Source organism: Stenotrophomonas sp. FW305-3-2-15-E-LB1, from assembly GCF_058787375.1.
This window is the reverse complement of sequence record NZ_JBYSZR010000003.1, coordinates 207263-228349: the sequence shown is the minus strand read 5'-3', so window position 1 is coordinate 228349 and position 21087 is coordinate 207263. Positions and strand designations below refer to the sequence as shown.

Annotated in this window: 15 protein-coding genes and 1 tRNA gene; 12 read left to right on the top strand and 4 right to left on the bottom strand. The window is 65.0% G+C overall.

The features are described 5' to 3' along the window. From AC3WL7_RS04295 to AC3WL7_RS04270, 6 genes are all read left to right on the top strand, one after another. Positions 1-951: a glycosyltransferase family 2 protein gene (locus AC3WL7_RS04295; RefSeq protein WP_492749466.1), complete on the top strand. Its 951-nt coding sequence runs from the start codon at positions 1-3 to the stop codon at positions 949-951. Between the two features lie 4 nt (positions 952-955). Then, complete coding sequence (locus AC3WL7_RS04290; protein WP_200732226.1) at positions 956-2014, top strand: acyltransferase family protein; 1059 nt, start codon at positions 956-958, stop codon at positions 2012-2014. Next, positions 2011-2463, top strand: coding sequence for a hypothetical protein (locus AC3WL7_RS04285; protein ID WP_200732225.1), 453 nt, complete (start codon positions 2011-2013; stop codon positions 2461-2463). The genes AC3WL7_RS04290 and AC3WL7_RS04285 overlap by 4 nt, the downstream gene beginning before the upstream one ends. Positions 2464-2513: 50 nt before the next feature. Next, a complete protein-coding gene (locus AC3WL7_RS04280) occupies positions 2514-2939 on the top strand; it encodes a glycosyltransferase (RefSeq protein ID WP_234458291.1) in 426 nt (141 codons plus the stop codon). A gap of 291 nt (positions 2940-3230) precedes the next feature. After that, positions 3231-4121 carry an alginate lyase family protein gene (locus AC3WL7_RS04275; RefSeq protein WP_492749465.1) on the top strand — a complete coding sequence of 297 codons (891 nt, stop codon included), beginning with the start codon at positions 3231-3233 and terminating at the stop codon, positions 4119-4121. A gap of 256 nt (positions 4122-4377) precedes the next feature. Continuing rightward, positions 4378-4454: transfer RNA gene (locus AC3WL7_RS04270), tRNA-Arg, on the top strand. A gap of 97 nt (positions 4455-4551) precedes the next feature. Here the strand turns inward: AC3WL7_RS04270 and AC3WL7_RS04265 are convergent. The 4 genes from AC3WL7_RS04265 to AC3WL7_RS04250 form a co-directional block, all read right to left on the bottom strand. Then, a complete protein-coding gene (locus AC3WL7_RS04265) occupies positions 4552-5271 on the bottom strand; it encodes a hypothetical protein (RefSeq protein ID WP_492749464.1) in 720 nt (239 codons plus the stop codon). A 307-nt stretch (positions 5272-5578) separates the two neighbouring features. Next, positions 5579-6934, bottom strand: a complete 1356-nt coding sequence (locus tag AC3WL7_RS04260; RefSeq protein ID WP_492749463.1) for a Gfo/Idh/MocA family protein — start codon at positions 6932-6934, stop codon at positions 5579-5581. Positions 6935-6999: 65 nt separating this feature from the next. Beyond that, positions 7000-9975: a TonB-dependent receptor domain-containing protein gene (locus tag AC3WL7_RS04255; protein WP_079224052.1), complete on the bottom strand. Its 2976-nt coding sequence runs from the start codon at positions 9973-9975 to the stop codon at positions 7000-7002. A gap of 131 nt (positions 9976-10106) precedes the next feature. Beyond that, a complete protein-coding gene (locus AC3WL7_RS04250) occupies positions 10107-13466 on the bottom strand; it encodes a TIM-barrel domain-containing protein (protein ID WP_492749462.1) in 3360 nt (1119 codons plus the stop codon). A gap of 323 nt (positions 13467-13789) precedes the next feature. Here AC3WL7_RS04250 and AC3WL7_RS04245 point away from each other — a divergent pair, with 323 nt between their 5' ends. From AC3WL7_RS04245 to AC3WL7_RS04220, 6 genes are all read left to right on the top strand, one after another. Beyond that, on the top strand, positions 13790-14944 hold the full coding sequence (locus tag AC3WL7_RS04245; RefSeq protein WP_492749461.1) for an SIS domain-containing protein: 1155 nt from the start codon (positions 13790-13792) through the stop codon (positions 14942-14944). Continuing rightward, entirely contained in the window at positions 14937-15875 is a 939-nt protein-coding gene (locus AC3WL7_RS04240; RefSeq protein WP_492749460.1) for an ROK family protein, read from the top strand. The genes AC3WL7_RS04245 and AC3WL7_RS04240 overlap by 8 nt, the downstream gene beginning before the upstream one ends. A gap of 17 nt (positions 15876-15892) precedes the next feature. Further along, the gene (locus AC3WL7_RS04235; RefSeq protein ID WP_492749459.1) at positions 15893-17227 is read left to right on the top strand and encodes a D-tagatose-bisphosphate aldolase, class II, non-catalytic subunit; all 1335 of its coding nucleotides are present in this window, start codon (positions 15893-15895) and stop codon (positions 17225-17227) included. A 34-nt stretch (positions 17228-17261) separates the two neighbouring features. Then, on the top strand, positions 17262-18038 hold the full coding sequence (locus AC3WL7_RS04230) for a DeoR family transcriptional regulator (protein WP_079225420.1): 777 nt from the start codon (positions 17262-17264) through the stop codon (positions 18036-18038). Beyond that, on the top strand, positions 18035-19162 hold the full coding sequence (nagA, locus tag AC3WL7_RS04225) for an N-acetylglucosamine-6-phosphate deacetylase (RefSeq protein ID WP_492749458.1): 1128 nt from the start codon (positions 18035-18037) through the stop codon (positions 19160-19162). The genes AC3WL7_RS04230 and nagA overlap by 4 nt, the downstream gene beginning before the upstream one ends. Positions 19163-19235: 73 nt before the next feature. Further along, the gene (locus AC3WL7_RS04220) at positions 19236-21023 is read left to right on the top strand and encodes an MFS transporter (protein WP_492749457.1); all 1788 of its coding nucleotides are present in this window, start codon (positions 19236-19238) and stop codon (positions 21021-21023) included. Positions 21024-21087: the final 64 nt, after the last annotated feature.

Below are 21087 nucleotides of genomic sequence, written 5' to 3'. Positions count from 1 at the left end.
ATGGAACATACTGAAAGCTCCGAGTTCTCACGACCGCCACTTGTTTCGGTGGTCATTCCTGTCTATAACCGCGCAAAGTCCATCGCCGCCACACTGGATTCCGTCAAGGATCAGACAGAGAGAAATTTTGAATGTCTCATAGTCGATGACGGCTCGACCGATGTGGACGACCTTGTCAGCTTTGTTGCTCGCGCATACGACTCGCGCTTTCGCGTTCTGCGCAAGGAGAACGGAGGAGCGAGCTCGGCGCGGAATTTGGGTATTGATGCGGCCCGCGGAGAGTACATAGCCCTTTTGGATTCAGACGACATCTGGCTGCCGGAGAAATTGAGCGTTCAGCTCGGTTTCGCAAGCAAAGACCCCCGTCCTAACTTCATGTGCTTCACTCAGCTAAGGGTCGACAGGGGTATTAGTAGGACCTGGATCAAGCCACCGAGAGGCCCGCGCGCCGGGGAGCGTATTGATGAGTACTTGATGGCTGACGCAGGATGGATTCAAACGTCCACCATGTTCTTGGCTGCACCGCTCGCAAAGCACGTGAGGTTCGATGAGAATCTACCCTCCTCGCAAGATACTGACTTTGCGATCAGATGCGCCAACGCCGGCGCTAACATCACATATTTGGAACAGCCTCTCGTCGTAATGGATGACCGCTATATTCCTGGCCGTGTATCCAAGCAAAAGAACTACGCCCCCTTGCTTCAGTGGATCGAGAAGATGAAGTCGAACGGCGAAATATCTTCGCGCAGCTATTATGCGTATAGAGGATGGCAGTGCGCGCGGGTAGCTTCTTACACAAGGATCCCGCTAGCCCTTCAACTTTATGGAAGATCTCTTCTGCGGCGCGCCTATGGGCCCAAGATAGCTGCGGTAATTTTTTTGCAGATTATCCTTCCTCAAAGTTTGTATCAGCGGATAGCCACCGCAACTGTAAAAATTGCAGGCAAATAACAGCATGAACTCGATACGCACCATTCAAGCCATGCGTGGCCTTGCTGCAATCGCGGTCGCTTTCTATCATGTCTACATCATCGCACGGCAGGTTTCACCCGGAAGCGGCGTCGTAATGGAGCAGTTTGCCCGTCATGGCTTTATGGGTGTCAATTTCTTCTTTGTCTTGAGTGGATTTATCATACTCATGGCTCATGAGAAGGACATTGGGCAGGTAGACCGGCTGAAGAATTACATTTCAAAGCGTGCGCTTCGTATTTATCCGGCCTACTGGATATTTACAACCCTCTATGTGATTGCCGCATTTATGGGACTGGGAGCTAGCGACTTCTCAACAAAGCCCTTGGATTTGCTTTCATCTTATGCACTGTTTCAAATATCTCCTGACAAAGTTGTTCCTCCGCTTAAGGTAGCTTGGACTTTATTCTACGAAGTTCAGTTCTACATTGCGTTCTCGCTGCTAATCATTTCGAGGCGCTTTGGATTCACTCTTTTGGGTATCTGGTTCGCCTCCATCTGCGTTGGACTAGCCTCGGGCACTGAAGCGGTAGATTCTCGCCTTCTCTCGCCTTGGAACGTATACTTCTTCGTCGGCATGGCAGTGTTCATCCTCTACAAGCGCGTATCGAACGTCGGTGCGATGCTCGCAGGTATGGCTGCTGCCTGCCTGCTGCTCTATTACTTCCTGAACTACAACCTCGACATCCACGAATTCCATCGTGAGTATGGCTATCTGCATTTCCTGCTGGCACCCGCTTTCGGCCTGTTGATTCTAGGCATAGCGGGACTGGAAAAAACACAGAATTGGTCCGTTCCCTATCCGCTGCAGTTCCTGGGCGATGCGTCCTATTCGATTTACCTCGTCCATTCGGCTGTGATATCAGTCGCGGCGATTGTATTGAGAAAGATAGGCCTGCATATGCATGACAACGTTGCGTTGTATTTCATCGTATTCGCGTCGTCCGTAATCGCCGGCTGTGCAGCATATCTGATCGTTGAAAGACCTCTGACACGGCGACTCAAGCCGGCAATTTCTCTAAAAGCATCACAGGTGAATTCGTGAGGCCTTCTTCAGTTCTTTTTGTCACATCTTCAGGCGGGCACTGGGTGCAGGCCTCAAAGCTTCTTGCTGGTCTACTTGATTATGAGGTGGATATCGCTACGGTAGATGAAACAGCAGTTTCTGGCGTCACCTATCGTCGCTTTTACAAGATTCCGGACTTCAATCGAGACACACCTTTGAAAATGATTCTTGGCGTACCCGCTATAGTTCACTGCGTTCTCAGTAGCGATGCCACACATGTCATATCCACTGGGGCGGCGCCCGGATTGCTCGCTCTCGCCTGCGCTCGCATGGTTGGCAAGCGCACGATGTGGATTGACAGTATCGCCAACACCGAGAGACTTTCAGTTTCAGGAAAGATCGCCAAGGTCATTGCGCACAAGACTTTAACCCAGTGGGAAAATGTCGCAGAAGTGACCGGAGCCAGCTACGAGGGCCGCCTGCTGTGATATTCATGTCATGTGGAAGCCAGCTTCCATTTCCTCGCCTCGTGGAAATGATGCAGGCTTGGGCGGATCAACATCCGGACACGGAAGTGGTTGTTCAGGCCGGTGAGCATAATTTCATTTCCTCCACAATGAAAGTTCACAAGTCGTTAGACCAACAAGCATTCATTAAGCTGATCGCTACCTGCGAGGTTTTCATTTCCCACGCGGGCATGGGCAACATTATTACTGCCCTTGAACTTGGTACGCCGCTCTTGATCGTTCCCCGCCGTGCCACCCTGGGCGAACATCGCAATGATCATCAGATGGATACGGCGGAGCGATTTGGCAAGTACCCTGGAGTAGCTGTGGCCACAGATTTGGCTGAGTTGATGGCTCAGGTGGATTCACTTCGAGATGGCTCTCGATCGGCGAGTGCAGGGGCCTCGCCAGAGAAGGAAAAGCTCTTGAACGCGGTCAGGAACTTTGTGTCAACCTGACTCGCCTGAGAGTTTTCGCGGTCTGAGTGGATTTCGAGAGGAGTCCACTCTAGCTGCCTACAGGCAAATTCGGCACTATTTGTCCTGCGATCACGATGCCAACAGGCAGCTGTAGACATTTTGCCAACAAGGCATGGGCTAAGCTAGCCATCTAGCATTCAACTCAGAATGGCAACGCTCATGCGAATGCAGAGTTTGACACTTCTTCTAGCGCTTACGGCTCCCACAGTTTACGCAGCCACACCCGCCAGTAAATTCTCCTGCCCGAAGGTCGAAGTGTCCGCCGGAGATATGGGCATCAAGACCCGCTACATGGCAAAGCGAATTGATCCAACGTCTTCGACCTTGGATCCAGACGCCGTGGCAGCCCAGTCAGGAGTGCGTGAGGAGGTTAGTTATCCGGCAAAAAAAATCGTTAACCTCTCAATGCTCTATCGCAAGGGCCCGAGCAACGAGATCGCAAATTGCCTCACAACGCATCTCAATGCGTTAGCGGAAAGCAACTACCTTGAAGGCTCGGGTGAGTACAATATTCTTTACAAGAGTTGGATGATCTCAGCCATAAATTTTTCGCTTCTTGGATTGGAGGCTGATTCTCGATCCGCGCCTAAACTTCAGGATGCCAAATTCCGCACATGGCTTGGCACTCGGACACACGAAATAACGGCCTTCTTCAGGGAAAGTGGTTGCCATAATAATCACTGCTACTGGGCTGGTGTTGCCGCTGCGTCTTCCGCTCGCTACTTGAAATCGGATGATCCTCTCCAATTCTCAAAGTGGGTTCTGCTTCAGTCTGAGAAAAATGTAAATGATTCTGGACAGTTGAGTGCAGAGGTAAGTAGAGGGACCATGGCATTTCACTACTCTGCATTCTCTATCGCAGCACTTCTGGTTCAGACCAGGCTTTGGAACCAGAATGACGCGTCAGTAGAGGCCTTTGTCAGCAAGCTTTCTGGTCGCTTCTGCTCCGACGCCCTGACGGGGTCAAGCGGCACTACGTTTGCAGGAATTCCTGCTCAGAATGTTAAAGGCGCCTCTCCTTACGTCTCGTTGATCACGGCTGCCGAACCAGAGAAATGTGGAGCACTGGCCAGCTCTTCGTCTGCTGATGCCAAGTCTTTCTTCTTCGGTTGGAACATGGACTACGTTCGCGGTCTCGTTACGGGTAAGAATGCTCCGTAGCAGCGCTAAGGCCTTGGATGTTTTCGCTCCAGAAATAGCATGCTGAGAGGATCAGGCTACCGTACTGTCAGTATCGGGCACTAGGCTGGTTTTGGCGCGAGGCTGGCCACGGCCATGCAACCGATTGCGCTTTGCTGCTCTGAGCAGGAGACATCGAAATTTTTTCTTCTCTAAGGTAGACTCCCTCATCCGCATCGCGCCATCGCGCTGCGCTGCGGCGCCACGGACGTTCATGGCGCCGCGACAGCTCAACAACGCGCTCGTAGCTCAGCCGGATAGAGTAGTGGCTTCCGAAGCCATTGGTCGGGGGTTCGAATCCCTCCGGGCGCGCCATCTTCCCCTGCTCACGTCTGCCCTTGCAGGCCCCCCCCCCTTCCAGCAGGTCGCCCCCAGCAGCATCCCGGCTCCCAGAGCCCCACCGCCAGGCGCTTCAGCTGGCGGCACAGCGCCATGGCCGATCGCCCGCGCGTCGGCCCCAGTCACTCAAACCCATGCAGCGCCCGCACCCCGGCATCCTTCTCCACCAGATGCAGGGTGAACAACTGTGTCGCATCCCGCGACCAGCCCCCTTCCAGCCAGCGCCACGTCGCTGCATCCACCCGCGGCAGCTTCCGTTCCAGGTAGTAGACCCGGCTGCCATCACCCGAGAAGCACCCGTCCAGCAGCTGCCAACGCGCGCGATCCACACCGGGCAGCGGCTTCCCGTCGCAGTAGACGTTGCTGTCATCACCCCCTGCAGCAGGTCTCCGCGCAGGCAGTGCTTCATCCGCCTGCCGCAATGCCAGCCGCCCTGGTCATCGGCCCCGTAGCCGCCACCGAGATCGCGGAACGTCGTGCAATCCGCCCCGGCCAGCGCCTTCAGCGAGGTCTCGTACTCGAAGTAGACGGCATGGTCGTCCAGCCAGTACGCGCCGCACTGGCGGAAGCTGTCGCGGTCGATGGAGGTCTGCCGGGTCCACGCGTGGTAGACCGCATGCGGATCGCGCCGGATGAAGAAGTGCGCCGGAATGAACTCGAAGCTCGCTGCATCGGCCTTGCGCAGCAGCCGGCCCTGGTGGAACACCCGGCCCTCGTGGAGGCGCCAGAATTCGATGCGGAACGGACCGAGGAAACGCTGGTCCGGCTGGTCGCTGATCTTCTGCCATGGCATGGTGTGAGGCTCTGCCGGTGGTGGGAGCCATAGTGTAGTGGGGCGGCTGCAGGAGCAGTCGAGCAAGCTCGACTCTACCGGGTGCGCGCTGGTGGGCAGCAAAGGCCAGCCGAGCGTGGGCTCGGCTCTACAGATGCAAATGCGCCGCACCGGGCGGCAACGCCTTGCATGGTCCAGCGTTGCCTCCGAGACAGTCGAGCAAGCTCGACTCTACCCGCTGTGCGCTGGCGGCCGAGCGTGGGCTCGGCGCTACGCCGGATCAGACAGCAACGCCGGGCATGGCCCGGCGCTACCGTGGGGGCACAGATCAGTACTTGCCGTCGAAGGCGAAGATCGGCTTGCGCTGCTTCCATGCGCCGGCGGTGAAATCCGGGAATTCCAGCGTCTGGAAGCCGTTGGCGATCGACTGCTCGGACAGCGGTGTGATCGCGCTCCAGGTCACCGCGTCATAGATGTCGATCGGCATCGGTGCCTTGGCCTTCAGCGCTTCCACGAAGGCGTGGATGACGAACCAGTCCATGCCGCCATGGCCGGCGCTGGCCGCGGTGTCGGCGTTCTGCTTCCACAGCGGGTGTTCGTACTGGTCCTGGTAGGTCTTGAACTCTTCCCACTGGTGCGGCGGGCTGCGGCCTTCGATGTGGATCGAATGGTTCACGTCCATCCACAGGCCCTTGGTGCCCTGCACGCGGAAGCCCATGGAGTACGGGCGCGGCAGCGAGGTGTCGTGCTGCAGCAGGATGGTCTCGCCGTTCTCGCAGGCCAGCGTGGTGGTCACGATGTCGCCCAGCTTGAATTTCACCTTGGTGCTGGGGTGGGTGGTGCCACCGCTCTTGGCCACGGTGTAGTCGTGCAGGCCACGCGCCTTGGTGGCGAACGCGTTGATGTGGGTGAAGCGGTTGCCGCGGTTGATGCCGGTGTACATCGCGCATGGGCCGATGCCGTGGCTGGGGTACAGCTCGCCGTTGCGCTGCACCGAATGCTCGGTGCGCCAGCGCGCTTCGCTCCAGCCCTTGGGGCCGAACTCCACGCCGCTGTCGTAGGGCTGGTTGGGATCGCCGGAATTGAACTTCACCCCGCGCAGGTCGTGCTGGTAGCCGGCCTGCAGGTGTACCAGTTCGCCGAACAGCCCCTGCCGCACCATCTGCAGCGCGGCCATCACGTCGCGGCGGTAGCAGACGTTTTCCAGCAGCATGTACGGCGTGCCGGTGTTGAGCTGGGTCTTCAGCACGTCCCAGTGGTCCTGCAGGGTGATGCCGGCCACCACTTCGCAGCCGACGGCCACGCCGGCCTGCATCGCGGCAATCGCCATCGGCGCGTGGTATTCCCACGGCGTGGCGATGACCACGCCATCGATGCCCTTCTGTTCCAGCAGGCGCTTCCACGCGTTGGTGTCGCGGTCCTGGCCGTAGGTCTTCGGCGCGGCCTTGCCGGCCTTGGCCACCATGTCCACGGCGCGGCCCAGCATGATCGGCTCGATGTCGCACAGCGCGACCACCTCCACATCATCCCGGCGCACCAGCTCCTTCAGCAGCACCAGGCCGCGCATGCCGGTACCGATGAGGGCCAGGCGCACCTTGCGCCCTGCCGCCCAGGCGGGGGTCTGCGGCAGCAGGCTGCTGGCGGCGACGGCGGCACTGGCCGCGATGAACTCCCTACGCTTCATGGCAAACACTCTCCTCTTGAAGGTGCGCCGGCCACGACCGGCGCACCAGGGTCACACGAACGGAATTACTTGAACCGGTAGCCGACGGTCACACTGTAGCCGCGGCCGAAGATGGTGGCGTAGTCGCTGGAATCGCCCAGGAAGCTGTTCGGATCGTAGAACGGCAGGCGATCGAACAGGTTCTTGACCGTGAAGCTGAGGTTCCAGGCGTCATCCGGGCGCCAGGTGACACTCAGGTTGGCGGTCCACCACGACGGCGCGCCATCGCACTTGCTGGCCTCCAGCGCAAGGAAGCCGGCGGTGCAGGTGTCCTTGTTGTTGTCCACTTCGTCCACGCGGTCGCGGGCCCACTTGGTGCCGCCCACGTAGTTGACGAACATGCTGGTGGTCACCTGCTTGTAGGTCCAGTCGGCGTTGAGCGTGGCGCGCAGGCGCGGGTTGTTGTAGTAGCCCACCACGTCGCCGTAGTACCAGCCGCTTTCGTCATCCATGTAGTAGCGGTTGCGGTTGGCGATGGTGGCGGCCAGGCCCACGTTCAGCCCGCCCCATTCACCCAGCGAGAAGCGGCTGCGCGCATCCACGTCGAAGCCATCGACCAGGGTCTTGCCGCGGTTCTTGTACTGGCCCACCACGCTGGCCACGTTGCCCACGCTGTAGCCGGGCAGCACGGCCGGGCAGCTCACGCCGCTGGCCGGGTCGGCGCACATCGCCGCCAGCTGGGCCAGGTTGGCGCGGTCGGCGTCGGTGATCGGCGAACGGCTGGAGGAGATGATGTCGGTGTCGCGGCTGAAATCCGGGGCGACGATCTCGTTGTTGCGGTAGATGAACCAGTAATCGGCCGACACCGACAGCCAGCTGGCCGGCTCGTAGACGAAGCCCAGGGTGGCGATCTTGGCCTTCTCCGGCTTCAGGTCCTGGTTGGGCTGGGTCATGCGGGCGACGGTGCGGCTGCAGTCGACGTTGGCCAGGCTCTTGCCCAGGTCCACGTCACCGGCACGCTGCGACTGCCGCAGCAGGTCGGCGATGGCGTTGGTCTCGGCGCAGCGCACCTCGTCGCGGTAACCGCCCAGCTGGGCGAACACACCACCACTGCCCGACTCGGCCAGGCTGGGCGCACGGAAGCCGGTGGAATAGGTACCGCGCAGCATCAACTGGTCGAAAGCCTGGTACTTGAAGCCGATCTTCGGCGCGACATTGGCGCTGAAGTTCGGGTACTTGTCCACGCGCAGCGCCGCATCCAGTTCCAGCTTGTCGGTGATCGGTGCCACGGTTTCGGCGAACAGCGCATAGGTGTTGCGCGCACCGTCGAACCACGAACCACCCTGCTGGGTGATCAGGCCGGCGGCGGCATCGGGGTTGCCCGGGGTGTAGAAGGTTTCGCGGCTGGCATTGAAGCCGAAGGCTGCGCGCATCTCGCCGGCGGGCAGCTGGAACAGCGGGCCTTCGATCTTGCCATCCAGGGTGTGCAGGCGGGTCCAGGACTGGATGTCGAAGGTCGGGAAGGCTTCGCGGATCAGCGCGGCGTTGGCCTCGCTGATCTCACCGAACTTGTACGCCGGGTGGTCGGAAATGATGACCCGGCCGGTGCCCGGATCCACCGAGTACGGGCCAAAGGCCTTCTCGAAGCCCTTCAGGTTGACGTTGATGGTCTGGTAGGTGGTGGAGTGCGTGCCTGCGGTGGCGAAGGCGGTTTCCCAGTTCCAGTCACCCACGTTGCCACGCGCACCGGTCAGCACGCGGTAGCTCTGGTCGGTGTTGCGCTGGCCGAAGTAGTTGGCGCCGGCATCCTGCAGCAGGTACTGCAGGCCGACCACGCCGCCCATCATCGCCTTCAGTTCGGGGCTGGCGTGGTTGTACTCGTTGTTCGGGCCCAGGTACGGGTACAGGAACTGATTGACCGAGGTGCCGGTATCACGCGAGAACCAGCTGGTCGGGTTGCCGGTGGTGGTGCCGTAGGTGCGCGGCGTGCCGCCGTTGGCGCGCAGGTCGATGTCGGTGTAGGTGGCCTCTGCGAAGATCTCGGTGTTGTCGCCCACCAGGAAGGTGCCGTTGAGGTAGGCGGTGTTGCGCTCGGACTTGGCGCCGGCATCGATCTCGTTGTTCATCCAGGTTTCCCAGACGCAACTGGGGCCGGCGGCCTGGCCCTGCAGCACGTTCTGGCAGCCCGGTGCGGCTTCCTGCACGCGGCGGCCGGTCACCGGGTCGAAGGCGAAGTACGTGCCCGGGTTGAACTGGCCCGGCTTGCTGCCTACGCCCAGGCGCAGGTTGGTCAGGTAGTTGGGGTTGTTGACGTAGTACTGGCTGGGCCGCTTGTCGTAGAAATCGCTGAGCGGAATCGCGTCGCGGCGGTACATGTTCACCGCGGCGTAGACGTTGAAGCGGTTCTCGGTGAGGTCACCGAAGCCGGCGGTGATGCTCGCCTGGCGTTCGCCGTAGGAGTCGATGCGCGAGGAGGTGTCGTTGGTGAAGTTGATCTCCGCGCCCTGGAAGTTGCGCTTGGTGATCACGTTGATGACGCCGGCCACCGCATCGGTGCCGTACACCGCCGAGGCGCCGTCGGTCAGCACTTCCATGCGTTCGATGGCTGCCGCCGGGATCGCATCGATGTTGACGAACTGGGTCTGGAAGCCCGCCGGTGCGCCGTAGTACGAGAGGCGGCGGCCGTTCAGCAGCACCAGCGTGCCCTGTGCGCCGAGGCCACGCAGGTTGGCCTGCGAGGCACCGTCCGAACCGGTGAACAGCGAGCGCGAATCCTGCTGCGCGGGCCGCGCGGCCGGCAGGTTGTCCAGCACCTGCAGCAGCGTGCGCGCACCCATGTTCTGGATGTCCTGCTTGCTGATCACCTGCACCGGCGATGCGGTTTCAACGTCGGTACGGCGGATGTTGGAGCCGGTGACCTCGATGCGGGCCAGGTCGGTGGCGTTGTCCTTGCTGTCCTGGGCGGCAGCAGGCAGGGCGATCGACAACAGCACGCCGGCGATGGCCAGCGACAGCGGAGCGATCGAGCGACAGGGGGGACGGGCGTGGCGTGCGGGCAACATCGGGGTTCTCTCCTGGCAGGGGTGCGGCGCGGGTGGGCGGCGCGAAAGCGATTGGCGGGCAAAACGCTCCCGGGCCACGGCTCGGAAGCCGTAGTCGGAATGGGCGGGGGAGGAGCGGTGTTACGTGGGGGTCATGGGGCGACGATGCTGGCGGAGTCGCCCTCCTGGCCGATCAGCACGGCGTTGGCCCAGTTGGCGCAGACCTGGGCGGGTTGGCTGCCCTGCGCACCCAGCGTGCGCAGGCTCAGGGCGGAAAGACCACGGATGTCCAGTTCCGGCTTGACCACGCCGGGTGCCTTCACCAGGCCGCTGTCGTACAGCAGGCGGCCATCGCCCCAGACCTGGAACTGCAGGCCACCGGCGGCGCGGCAGGCGTCATCGATGCCAAGATCGGCGCGCAGCAGGTGCCAGCCGCCCTGCAGGCGCAGGTCGATGCGGCTGTTGCCGCCGACGCCCAGGCCACGGCGGAACTGCAGGCCGTTCATGCGCAGGCCGGCGTCGCCACGGAAGGACTGGTCGGCGCGCACCTGGCTGGCCAGCGCGGCCGGCACCGGCAGCTCGGAGAGATACTGCTGCCGGGCCGGTCGCTCCGGTTCCTGGTGTTCGAGGATGTGGAAGGTGGACAGCGCGATCGGGCCGACATCGCGCGGCTGCAGTGCATCGAAGGCTCGTGCGCTGCCCTGTGCGGCGGTGACCATCGGATCGGTGCTGCTGGCGCCGTCGCCTTCGGGGTTCTGCACGCTCAGCACGCGGAAGCGCAGCAGGCGGCCAGCATGGGCCGGGAAGTCGATGCGCTGCACGCCTTCCTTCAACTGCAGGCGGCCACGGGCGATCGGCTCGCCCCACTCGCCGTTGCTGTCGCCCAGGTAGACCTCGTAGTCGCGGACCTGGCCGTGCTTCCAGTTCTTGTCGTTGCGCGGGGCGATCTCGATGCCGTCGATCATCTTGCGCTCGCCAAAGCCGACCACCCACTCGTGGGCACCGGTGCGCACGGCCTGGTTGCGCACGCTGCGGAACCAGGTGCCGGGGTCATCGTCGAAGGCATTTTCCAGTGCATGGCCCGGTTCTTCGGCCGGACGATTGACCACCAGCAGACTGTCGGCCGGCAGTTCGCGGCCCAGCACCGGCGCGGCCGGGAAGGCATCGTCGGCAGCCGCAGCGGCCACGGCGAAATCCAGCTGCAGCTGCAGCGGCTGGCGGATGTCCTGCTTGGCGGTACGCACATGCAGGGTGCCGCGGCGGTCCTTCGCATCGAAGTACCAGCCTTCGCTGGCGCTGTTGAACGCCGCCGCATCGGCCAGCGCCGGCAGTGCGCGGCCACCGGCCTGCACCGCACGCGGCGCCTGCCGGCTGAGCACGCGCAGGCCGTAGCGGCGCTGTGCCAGCTGGCCGTTGTAGCTGCCCTGCACCGCGTCGATCTGCACCTGCACCGGGCCGCTGCCCTGCGCCGGGGCCTGCACGCGCACCACCTGCGTGCTCGATTCGCCGTTCTGGTAGCGGCGCGTGGTGCCGTCGTCTTCGTACAGCGTGTACTGCGCATCGCCCTGCGGGTAGAGGTCGAAGGTCACTTCATCGAGGGGCTTCTCGCCGTCGAACAGCATCGACGGATACATCGGCAGGATCGCGCCGGCGCGCACGAACACCGGCAGCGTGGCCAGGTCCACCTGGCGGTCGAGCTGGCGGCCCTCGGCCCCGGCCTGCACGCGGCGGCCATCCCAGTAGTCGATCCAGCCGCCGGCCGGCAGGTGGATGTCGCGGCGCCAGCCACGGCTGGCCGCCTGGCTGCGGTACACCGGCGCCACCAGCAGGTCGCGGCCGAGCAGGAACTGGTACTTGTAGGTTTCATCCTGCGCGTGCGGGTCGCGCGGGTTGTCCCACATCAGGCCACGCACCGGCGGTGCACCGGTCTGCGCGGCCTCGTGCACCAGCCCGTACATGTACGGGGTCAGGCGCATCTTCAACTTCAGGTAATCGCGGTTGATGCTGCGGTAGGGCTCGTCGTACCACCACGGATGCTTGCGCGCGTTCGACGACCAGCCGCTCATGCCCATCAGCACCGGGGTGAACGCTTTCCACTGCAGGTCGCGGGTGAAGGTCTCGGCGCTGCCGCCGAAGATCGCATCGACGTCGCCGCTGGCGTAGGCCATGCCGGACAGGCCCGAGCCCACCAGGGTCGGCACGTGCCAGCGGATGTAATCCCAGCTGCTGCTCTGGTCGCCGGTCCAGGCCACCGCGTAGCGCTGGATGCCGGCCCAGCCCATCACCGTCCACAGGAACGGGCGCGAATCGGAGTTGTCGAGGATGCCGTTGAAGGCCTGGCGGTTGGCATCCATCGCGAACTGGTAGCCCTTGCCGGTCCAGGCCACGTCCAGCTTCTGCACCCGGCTGCCGGCCTTGCCCACTTCCCAGGCGATCTTGTCCACGCCGTTCTCGGTCCACAGGCCGGTGTGGAAGCCGTACTTGGCCAGCCCCTGCACGGTTTCGGGCAGCTTCTGGTAGCCGCAGCCGTAGCCGTCGTTGGGCAGGATCCAGCCGCCGGGCATGTCATGTTCGCGGTACTGCTTGGCCACGCTGTCGATCACATCCGGCGTGGTGCCGGTCGGGCCGTCGCTCCAGCCTTCGGGCACGGTGCCGGGCTTCCGGCTGTTGTCGGCGTCGTTGTAGCAGTCGGCATCGCCGTAGGAGAGCGCCCAGCGCGCGACCATGTTCGGGCGGCCGGTCAGCTGGGTGTAGCGTTCGATCAGCTTCGGCAGGTCGGCACCGACGAAGTAGTAGGCATCGAAGCGGTCTTCGCGGTGCAGCAGGGTGGCCTGGTCGGCCTGGCGCAGGTCGTAGCTGCCATCGCTCCAGGTGTTGCGCAGCATGCCCCAGCCACGGCTGCTGAGCAGCATCGGCGCCGGGCTCGGGCGATCGCCTTCTTCCCAGCCGCCGGAGTAGGACACCTCCAGCTCGCGGCCCTTGAACTGGTAGCGGCCGTTCTGCTGGCCACCCCCGAAGTAGCCTTCATCGGCCTGCGAAGAGAGCACCTGCACGCTCTGCGTGGCATCCAGGTCCAGCGGCTGCAGTTCCTGCCACAGCGCAGTGGGCTGGCCGTTGTCCAGGCGCTCCAGGCGCAGGCGCAGCGGCTGCCGCTGCACGTGCAGCACCAGCGCGTCGGTACGCACGCGGATCTCCTGCGCGTCTTCTTCCAGCTGCGCCCGCACGTTCGCCTTGGGCTGCGGCAGCACGATCGGCGCGGCCTTGTCACCGGCCCCGGTCAGCGTGCCCTTGCGGCCAGCCTGCACGCGGAGGATGTCCGCGGCCGGCAGTTCGATGCGGATGCGCGCACCGCTGTCGGTCTGCAGGTCCCAGCCGTGCACGCCGTCGCGGCTGTCACTGGCGCTGACCGAACGCAGGTTGCCGACCGGCTCGGCCTGGGCCGATGTCGCTGCCAGCATCAATGCCGGCAGCAGGGCCAGCAGCAGCGGCGAGCGACGAATGCGGTTCTCCACACGAACTCCCAACCCGTTCACCGGGCGTTTCGAAAGCAGTTGCGGCCGACTCTAGGGCAGGGATTCGAAAGATGTCAATAAATTGAAAGGAAAAAGGAAGATATATTTGTTAGAAACGAAAGTTGTTGCGTTGCAATACTTTGTGTAAGCGCTTGCAAACCCCTGTTAAGCATTGTGCGATACGGCATTCGGCCGGTTCTTGCGTTTCTGGATCCACCTGTTCACGAGCAAGCTGCGTCAAGCCATTTCTTTCTTTTTGCTTTCGATGTTTGACATTTCGAAAGAAAACACTGATGGTGCGCTGGCCCAACTGGAACCTCCGAATGGACGTCACCCTGCTTTCCGATGTGTCCGCCTGGCAGCGCCGGGGCGGAGCCGATACCGCTACCGAAATCGCCCAGCAGCCGGCGCTGTGGGAAGCCCTTGCGCAGGACCTGTCGCGTGCCCGCGACCGCCTGCAGGCCTTCCTCGGCGACAGCCTCAACGATCCCAACCAGCGCGTGCTGTTCACCGGCGCTGGCAGCTCCGGCTTCATCGCCGAAATGGTGGCCGATGCGATCAACGCGCAGTGGCCGGCCGAGGTGCGCGTGGTGCATACCACCAGCCTGCTGACCCACCCGGCGCTGTACCTGCAGCGCGACCGCCCCACCCTGCTGGTGTCGTTCGGCCGCAGCGGCTCCAGCCCGGAAAGCGTGGCTGCGGTCGACCGCGTGCGCGCCGACGTGGCCGACGCCCGTTTCCTGGACATCACCTGCAATGCCGACGGCGAACTGGCCCGCCGTGGTGCCGGCCGCAGCGATACCTTCACCCTGCTGATGCCTTCGGCCAGCTGCGACCGTGCCTTTGCCATGACCAGCAGCCTGACCTGCATGCTGCTGGCCGCGCTGACCGTGTTCGACCGCTCGCCGTGGGAGGCGCGCAGCGCACGCCTGAAGCAGATTGCCGCGCTGGGCCGCGAAGGCCTGGCACAGTGGGATGCGCCGGTGGCGGCACTGGCGCAGCGCCCGTTCAACCGGGTGATCTACCTGGCCAGCGGACCGCTGGAAGCGCTGGCCCGCGAGTGCGCGCTGAAGGTGCTGGAACTGACCGCTGGCCGCGTGCTGGCGCTGGCCAATACCCCGCTCGGCTTCCGCCACGGCCCCAAGTCCACGCTGGATGGCGACACCCTGGTGGTGGTGCTGCGCAGCGTGCAGCCGCTGGCACGCCGCTACGAGCAGGACCTGCTGGAAGAACTGCGCCGCGACGGCGTGGCCGGGCAGGTGCTGGCGATCGGCCCGCATGCGGATATCGGCGCGGACGACGAGCACACGCTGACCGTGCCGGCACTGGACGACCCGTGGCTGGCGCCGGTGTGGCTGGGCTTCGCCCAGTTGTTCGCGCTGCAGCGCTCGGCCGCGCTGGGCCTGACCCCGGACAATCCGTTCCCGGACGGCACCGTCAACCGCGTCGTCCAGGGCGTCACCATCCACCATGGCTGAGCTGATCGCCCATGCCTGCTACGGCATCGACATCGGCGGCACCAAGATCGAGCTGGTGGCGTGCGATGCGGCGATGCAGGTCACCTGGCGCCGCCGCGTGGCGACGCCGCAGGGCGACTACGGCGGTTTCCTGCAGGCCGTCGTTGCACTGGTGGCCGAGGCCGATGCCACGCTGGGGCGCAGTGACGCCGCCATCGGCATCGCCCTGCCCGGCGTGCGCGACCGCCGCAGTGGCCGCCAGCTCAGCGCGAACGTGCCGGCGCTGACCGGCCAGTGCGTCGCCCACGACCTGCAGGCCCGCCTGCAGCGTCCGCTGCACTTCGGCAATGACCTGCAGTGCTTTGCGTTGTCCGAGGCGCATGGTGGCGCCGCCGATGGCTACCCCAGCATGTTCGGCGCCATCCTCGGCACCGGTGCCGGTGGTGGCTTCTGCCTGCAGGGCCGCCTGCTGACCGGCTTCAACGGCCTGGCCGGCGAATGGGGCCACTGGAGCGTGCCCGGCCACCTGCTGCAGCGCCACGGCCTGCCGCTGCTGGACTGCGGCTGCGGCCTGCAGGGCTGCGTGGAGCGCTACGTGTCCGGCAGCGGCGTGGCGATGATCGAACGCCATCTCGGTGGCAGCGCGCGCGATGCCAGCGCGGTGATCGCCCTGGCCGAGGCCGGCGATGCACGCGCCCGCCAGGCGCTGGACATCCACCGCGACCTGCTCGGCCACAGCCTGGCCGCACTGGTGCTGGCGCTGGACCCGCACGTGATCGTGCTCGGCGGCGGCCTTTCGCAGTACGCGCCGCTGTACCAGCTGCTGCCCGCCGCCGTCGCCGCGCATCTGTTCAACGGCGCGCAGGTGCCGCCCATCGTACCGCCGCGCTTCGGCGATGCCGGTGGTGCGCGCGGTGCCGCGCTGCTGGCCTGCCAACCCTCGTTTTCCTGATCGACCGGAGCCTGACCATGTCCCCGCTGCAGACCCTGCTTGCCTCCCACCGCGCCGGTGCCAATGTCGGCCTGTACAGCGTCTGCTGCAGCAACGAACAGGTGCTGCGCGCGGCCATGCACGTGGCGCTGGCGCACGGCACCGTGCTGCTGGTCGAAGCCACGTCCAACCAGGTCGACCAGTTTGGCGGCTACACCGGCATGACCCCGCCGCAGTACCGCGATTACGTCGGCGCGCTGGCCGATCAAGAAGGCTTCCCGCGCGAGCGGCTGATCCTCGGTGGCGACCACCTTGGCCCGAACGCCTGGCAGAAGCGCCCGGCCGCCGAAGCCATGACCCATGCGCGCGTGCTGATCGAGGCCTACGTGGCCGCCGGCTTCCACAAGATCCACCTGGACTGCAGCATGTCCTGCGCCGACGACCCGGTGCCGCTGCCCGATGCGATCGTCGCCGCACGTTCGGCCGAGTTGGCCGAGATCGCCGAGCGCACCGCCGCCGGGCACGGCCTGCCGCCGCCGGTCTATGTCATCGGCACCGAAGTGCCGGTGCCCGGTGGCGAAGCCTCGCTGGCCGGCGGCCTGCAGGTGACCACCCCGGCCGCCGCCGCGCAGACGCTGGCCATCCACCAGCACGCCTTCGATACGCCGCAGCTGCGCGATGCGTGGCAGCGGGTGATCGCGATGGTGGTGCAGCCGGGCGTGGATTTCGACCACAGCAGCGTGCACGAGTACGACCCGGCGGCAGCCGATGCGCTGGCCGGTTTCCTCGAACAGCAGCCGCGCATCGTGTTCGAAGCGCATTCCACCGATTACCAGCGCGAAAGCGGCCTGCACGCGTTGGTGCGCGACCACTTCGCCATCCTCAAGGTGGGCCCGGCGGCGACCTTCGCGTACCGCGAGGCGCTGTTCGCGCTGGCCGCCATCGAGGCCGACCTGCTGCCAGCGGCGCAGTGCTCGCGCCTGCCGCAGGTACTGGATGAGGTGATGCAGGCGCAGCCGAAGTACTGGCAGCCCTACTACCAGGGCGACGAAGCCGAACTGCGCTTGTTGCGCCGCTTCTCCTTCAGCGACCGCTGCCGCTACTACTGGGGCGAGCCCGCATTGCTGCAGGCGGTGCAGACCCTGTTCGCCAACCTGGAACGGCAGGCGCCGCCGCTGGTACTGCTCAGCCAGTACTTGCCCGAGCAGTACCGCGCCGTGCGCGAAGGCCGGCTGGCCAACACCCCCAGCGCGCTGGTGCAGCACCGCATCGGCCAGTGCCTGGGCGAGTACGCCCGCGCCTGCAGCGCCAACCAGGCGGGCACCCGCAAGCAGAACGCAAGTTCGGCTGCCTCCGTTCTTGCGAACGGCTAATCTCTACCTTTCCTGACGAAACCGAGAGATGGCCATGCGCAACACCCGCTCCCGCCGGCAACAGATCCTGCAGCTGCTGATCGAGCATGGCTCGGTGCAGGTGGCCGATCTGGTCGAGCGCTTCGGCGTGTCGGCGGTGACCATCCGTGCCGACCTCACCCACTTCGAGGCGCAGGGCCTGGCCACCCGTACCCACGGCGGTGCCACCCTGGTGCGCACGCCGCCGCAGGAACAGGACATCCACGAGAAGGATGCGCTGAACCTGCCGCTGAAGGAGTCCATCGGCACTGCTGCCGCGCGCTTGGTGCAGGCCGGCGACAACATCATCATCGACTCCGGCTCGACCACGATGACCCTGGCCCGCCACCTGCGCGGCCACCGCGACGTGACGGTGATGACCAACGGCCTGAACATCGCCTGGGAACTGGCCAACGCGCCGGGCATCACCGTGCTCCTCACCGGTGGCCTGCTGCGCCAGCAGTCGCTCTCGCTGCAGGGCAGCCAGGCCGAGGCCAGCCTCAACTCCTACAGCTTCGACACCCTGTTCCTGGGCGTGGACGGCCTTGACCTGCAGTTCGGCCTGACCACCCACGATGAAGCCGAAGCCCGCCTCAACCACCGCATGGTCGAGCGCGCGCGCCGCATCGTGGTGCTCACCGACGCCTCCAAGTTCGGCCGCGTCAGCCTGCACCGCATCGCGCTCCTGGACCAGATCCACGCCATCATCACCGACGCCGGCATCGACGATGCCACCCGCGAGGGGCTGCAGCGGCTGGGCATCGAAGTGATCATCGCCGAGACACCGCCATGACCGACACCCGTTCCCTGCACGGCCGCATCCTCACCCCGCTGGGCTGGCGCCGTGGCCATGTCCAGTTCGATTCGCACGTGCGCCAGCTGCAGGTGGATGACCACAGTGGCGCCGACGATCTGCAGCTGCCGGTGATCCTGCCCGGCTTCATCGACCTGCACGTGCACGGCGCGGCCGGCGTGGACCTGATGCAGGGCGGCGAGGTGGCCCGCACCATCGCCCGCACCCACCTGCGCTTCGGTACCACCACCCTGCTGGCGACCACCATGACCGCCGGCCTGGACGAGATCGAGCATGCGCTGCAGGGTGTGGCCGCCGCGATGGCGGCGCCGGATGCCGAGGCCGCGACCATCGCCGGCGTGCATCTGGAAGGCCCCTTCATCAGCCCGCAGCGGCTGGGCGCGCAGCCCAACCGCACGATCGAGGCAACGCTGGCGCTGGTGCAGCAGCTGCACGCGCTGGCGCCGATCCGGGTGATGACGCTGGCGCCGGAGATCGGCGGGCACACCGCGCTGATTCCCGCGCTGTCGGCGATGGGCATCCGCGTGCAGCTGGGCCACAGCGCCGGCACCTACGAGGAAGGCGTGGCCGCGCTGCAGGCCGGTGCGTCCGGCTTCACCCATCTGTTCAACGGCATGACCGGCGTCGACCATTACCGCCCGGGCATTGCCGCCGCCGCACTGGCGCATGCGCAGTACGCCGAGATCATTCCCGACCTGCAGCACATCCACCCCGGCGTGATCCGCCTGGCCGCGCGCGCGATTCCGCGCCTGTACGCGGTGACCGATGCCACCGCGGCCACCGGCATGCCCGATGGCGAATACGCGCTGGGCGAACAACGCGTGCACAAGTGCGGCGGCTGCGTGCGCCTGGCCACCGGTTCGCTGGCCGGCAGTGCGCTGACCATGGACCAGGCGCTGCGCAACCTGGTGCAGGTGGGCCTGGACCTGGCCGATGCCTCCAAGCGCGTCTCCACCTTCCCCGCCGCGTACCTCGGCCTGGACGATCGCGGCCGCATCGCGCCCGACGCCCGCGCCGACCTGGTGGTGCTGGACGCCGCACTGCGCCTGCAGCAGGTGGTGGTGGGTGGGCATGTTGTCGATCTGAACGCTGCACGCGCCTGATGCACGTCGTGCGGCGGGAACGCCGCATTGAAACGCCGCCGGGCACGGCCCGGCTCTACCTGGGAACCTGTCGATGACCGCACCCACCGCCCCGCGCTGGCCCGTTCGCTACCTGCTCTTCATCGGCGGCCTCGGCGGCCTGCTGTACGGCATCGACATCGGCATCATCGCCGGCGCCCTGCCCTACCTGGAAGCCACCGCCAGCCACGCCTGGCAGCTCAGCAGCCAACAGCTCGGCTTCGTGGTCGCAGCGGTACTGCTGGGCAGCGTGCTGTCTTCGTTGTTTGCCGGCATGGTGGCCGACCTGATCGGCCGCCGCGGCGCGATGCTGCTGGCGGGCGTGCTGTTCACCGCCTCCATCCCGATCATGGCGCTGGCCTCGGGTTACACGCCGCTGCTGCTGGGCCGCCTGCTGCAGGGCATCAGCGGAGGCCTGATCGGCGTGGTGGTGCCGCTGTACCTGGCCGAAGTGCTCAGCCCCGAGCGGCGCGGCCGCGGTGCGGCGATGTTCCAGCTGCTGCTGACCATCGGCCTGGTGCTGGCTGCACTCATCGGCCTGTACCAGGCGCATGCCGTGGATGCCGCCGCCGAGGCGGTGCACTCGCTGCCGCTGGCACAGCAGGCGCAGGAACTGTTCGCGGTGAAGGACCACGCCTGGCGCACCATCTTCTGGAGCTGCCTGGCACCGGGCCTGCTGTTCTGTGCCGGCATCTTCTGGTTGTCCGAATCACCGCGCTGGCTGGTACGCCGTGGCCGCGTGGAAGACGCCCGCCGCAGCCTGCAGCGCGTGCTGCCCGCTGCCGATGTGGAACCCACGCTGGCGCAGATCCAGGCACCGGAAACGCGCAGCAGCGATGGCCGCCGTGATCCGCTGCTGAGCCGCCGCTACGTGGTGCCGTTCCTGCTGGCCTGCGTGGTGCTGGCCTGCACCCAGGCCACCGGCATCAATTCGATACTGGCCTACGCGGTCAACATCCTCAACCAGGCCGGCCTGTCCGGCTCGGTGGCCAACGGCGCTGACGTGGCCATCAAGCTGCTCAACGCGGTGATGACCGTGGTCGCCCTGCTGCTGGTCGACCGCAAGGGCCGCCGCTTCCTGCTGATGCTGGGCAGCGGCGGCATCTGCGTGGCCCTGCTGGCCGCGGCCACGCTGTTCTTCCAGGCCGAGCGCGGTCGCGCCGACGTGCAGCCGCAGCTGCAGGCCGCAGTGAGTGGTGACGGCCTGCAGCTGGTGCTGGATGACGCGCAGTGGCAGCGCCTGGCCGCTGGCACCGACAGCGAGGGCCGGCCGATGCAACTCACCGTGTCGTACGCCTATGGCGATTTCACCAACGTGCGTGCCCTGCGCAGCGACAACCTGGGTGACCGCGAACTGCGCATCGCGCGTGCCGGCACCGTGCAGCCGGACAGCGTCATCGGCGCGTTCTTCCGCCACCTGCACCTGAACCCCTTCGCCGACCCGGCCAGCGCCGCGCAGGCGCCGCTGCGCATCGAACAGGCACGCATCGGCCCGGTGCCGCCACCGGCACACGGCTGGGCCGTGGCCGCGTGCATCCTGGTATTCGTTGCGTTCTTCGCGGTCGGCCCCGGCGTGTGCGTGTGGCTGGCGCTGTCGGAACTGATGCCCAACCGCATCCGCTCCAATGGCATGAGCATCGCCCTGCTCATCAACCAGTTCGTCTCCACCACGATTGCCGCCATCTTCCTGCCCACGGTGGGGCACCATGGCTATGCCAGCATGTTCCTGTTCTGGGCCGGCTGCACGTTTGTGTTCTTCCTGGTGGCCGCCCTGTGGCTGCCGGAAACCAAGGGCAAGTCGCTGGAAGAGATCGAAGCGCGGTTTGCCGGCAACCGGGCGTGAAGGACAGGCGGGTAGAGTCGACTGTCAGTCGACTTGCGCGAAGCGCGGGAAGGACGGTCGACCA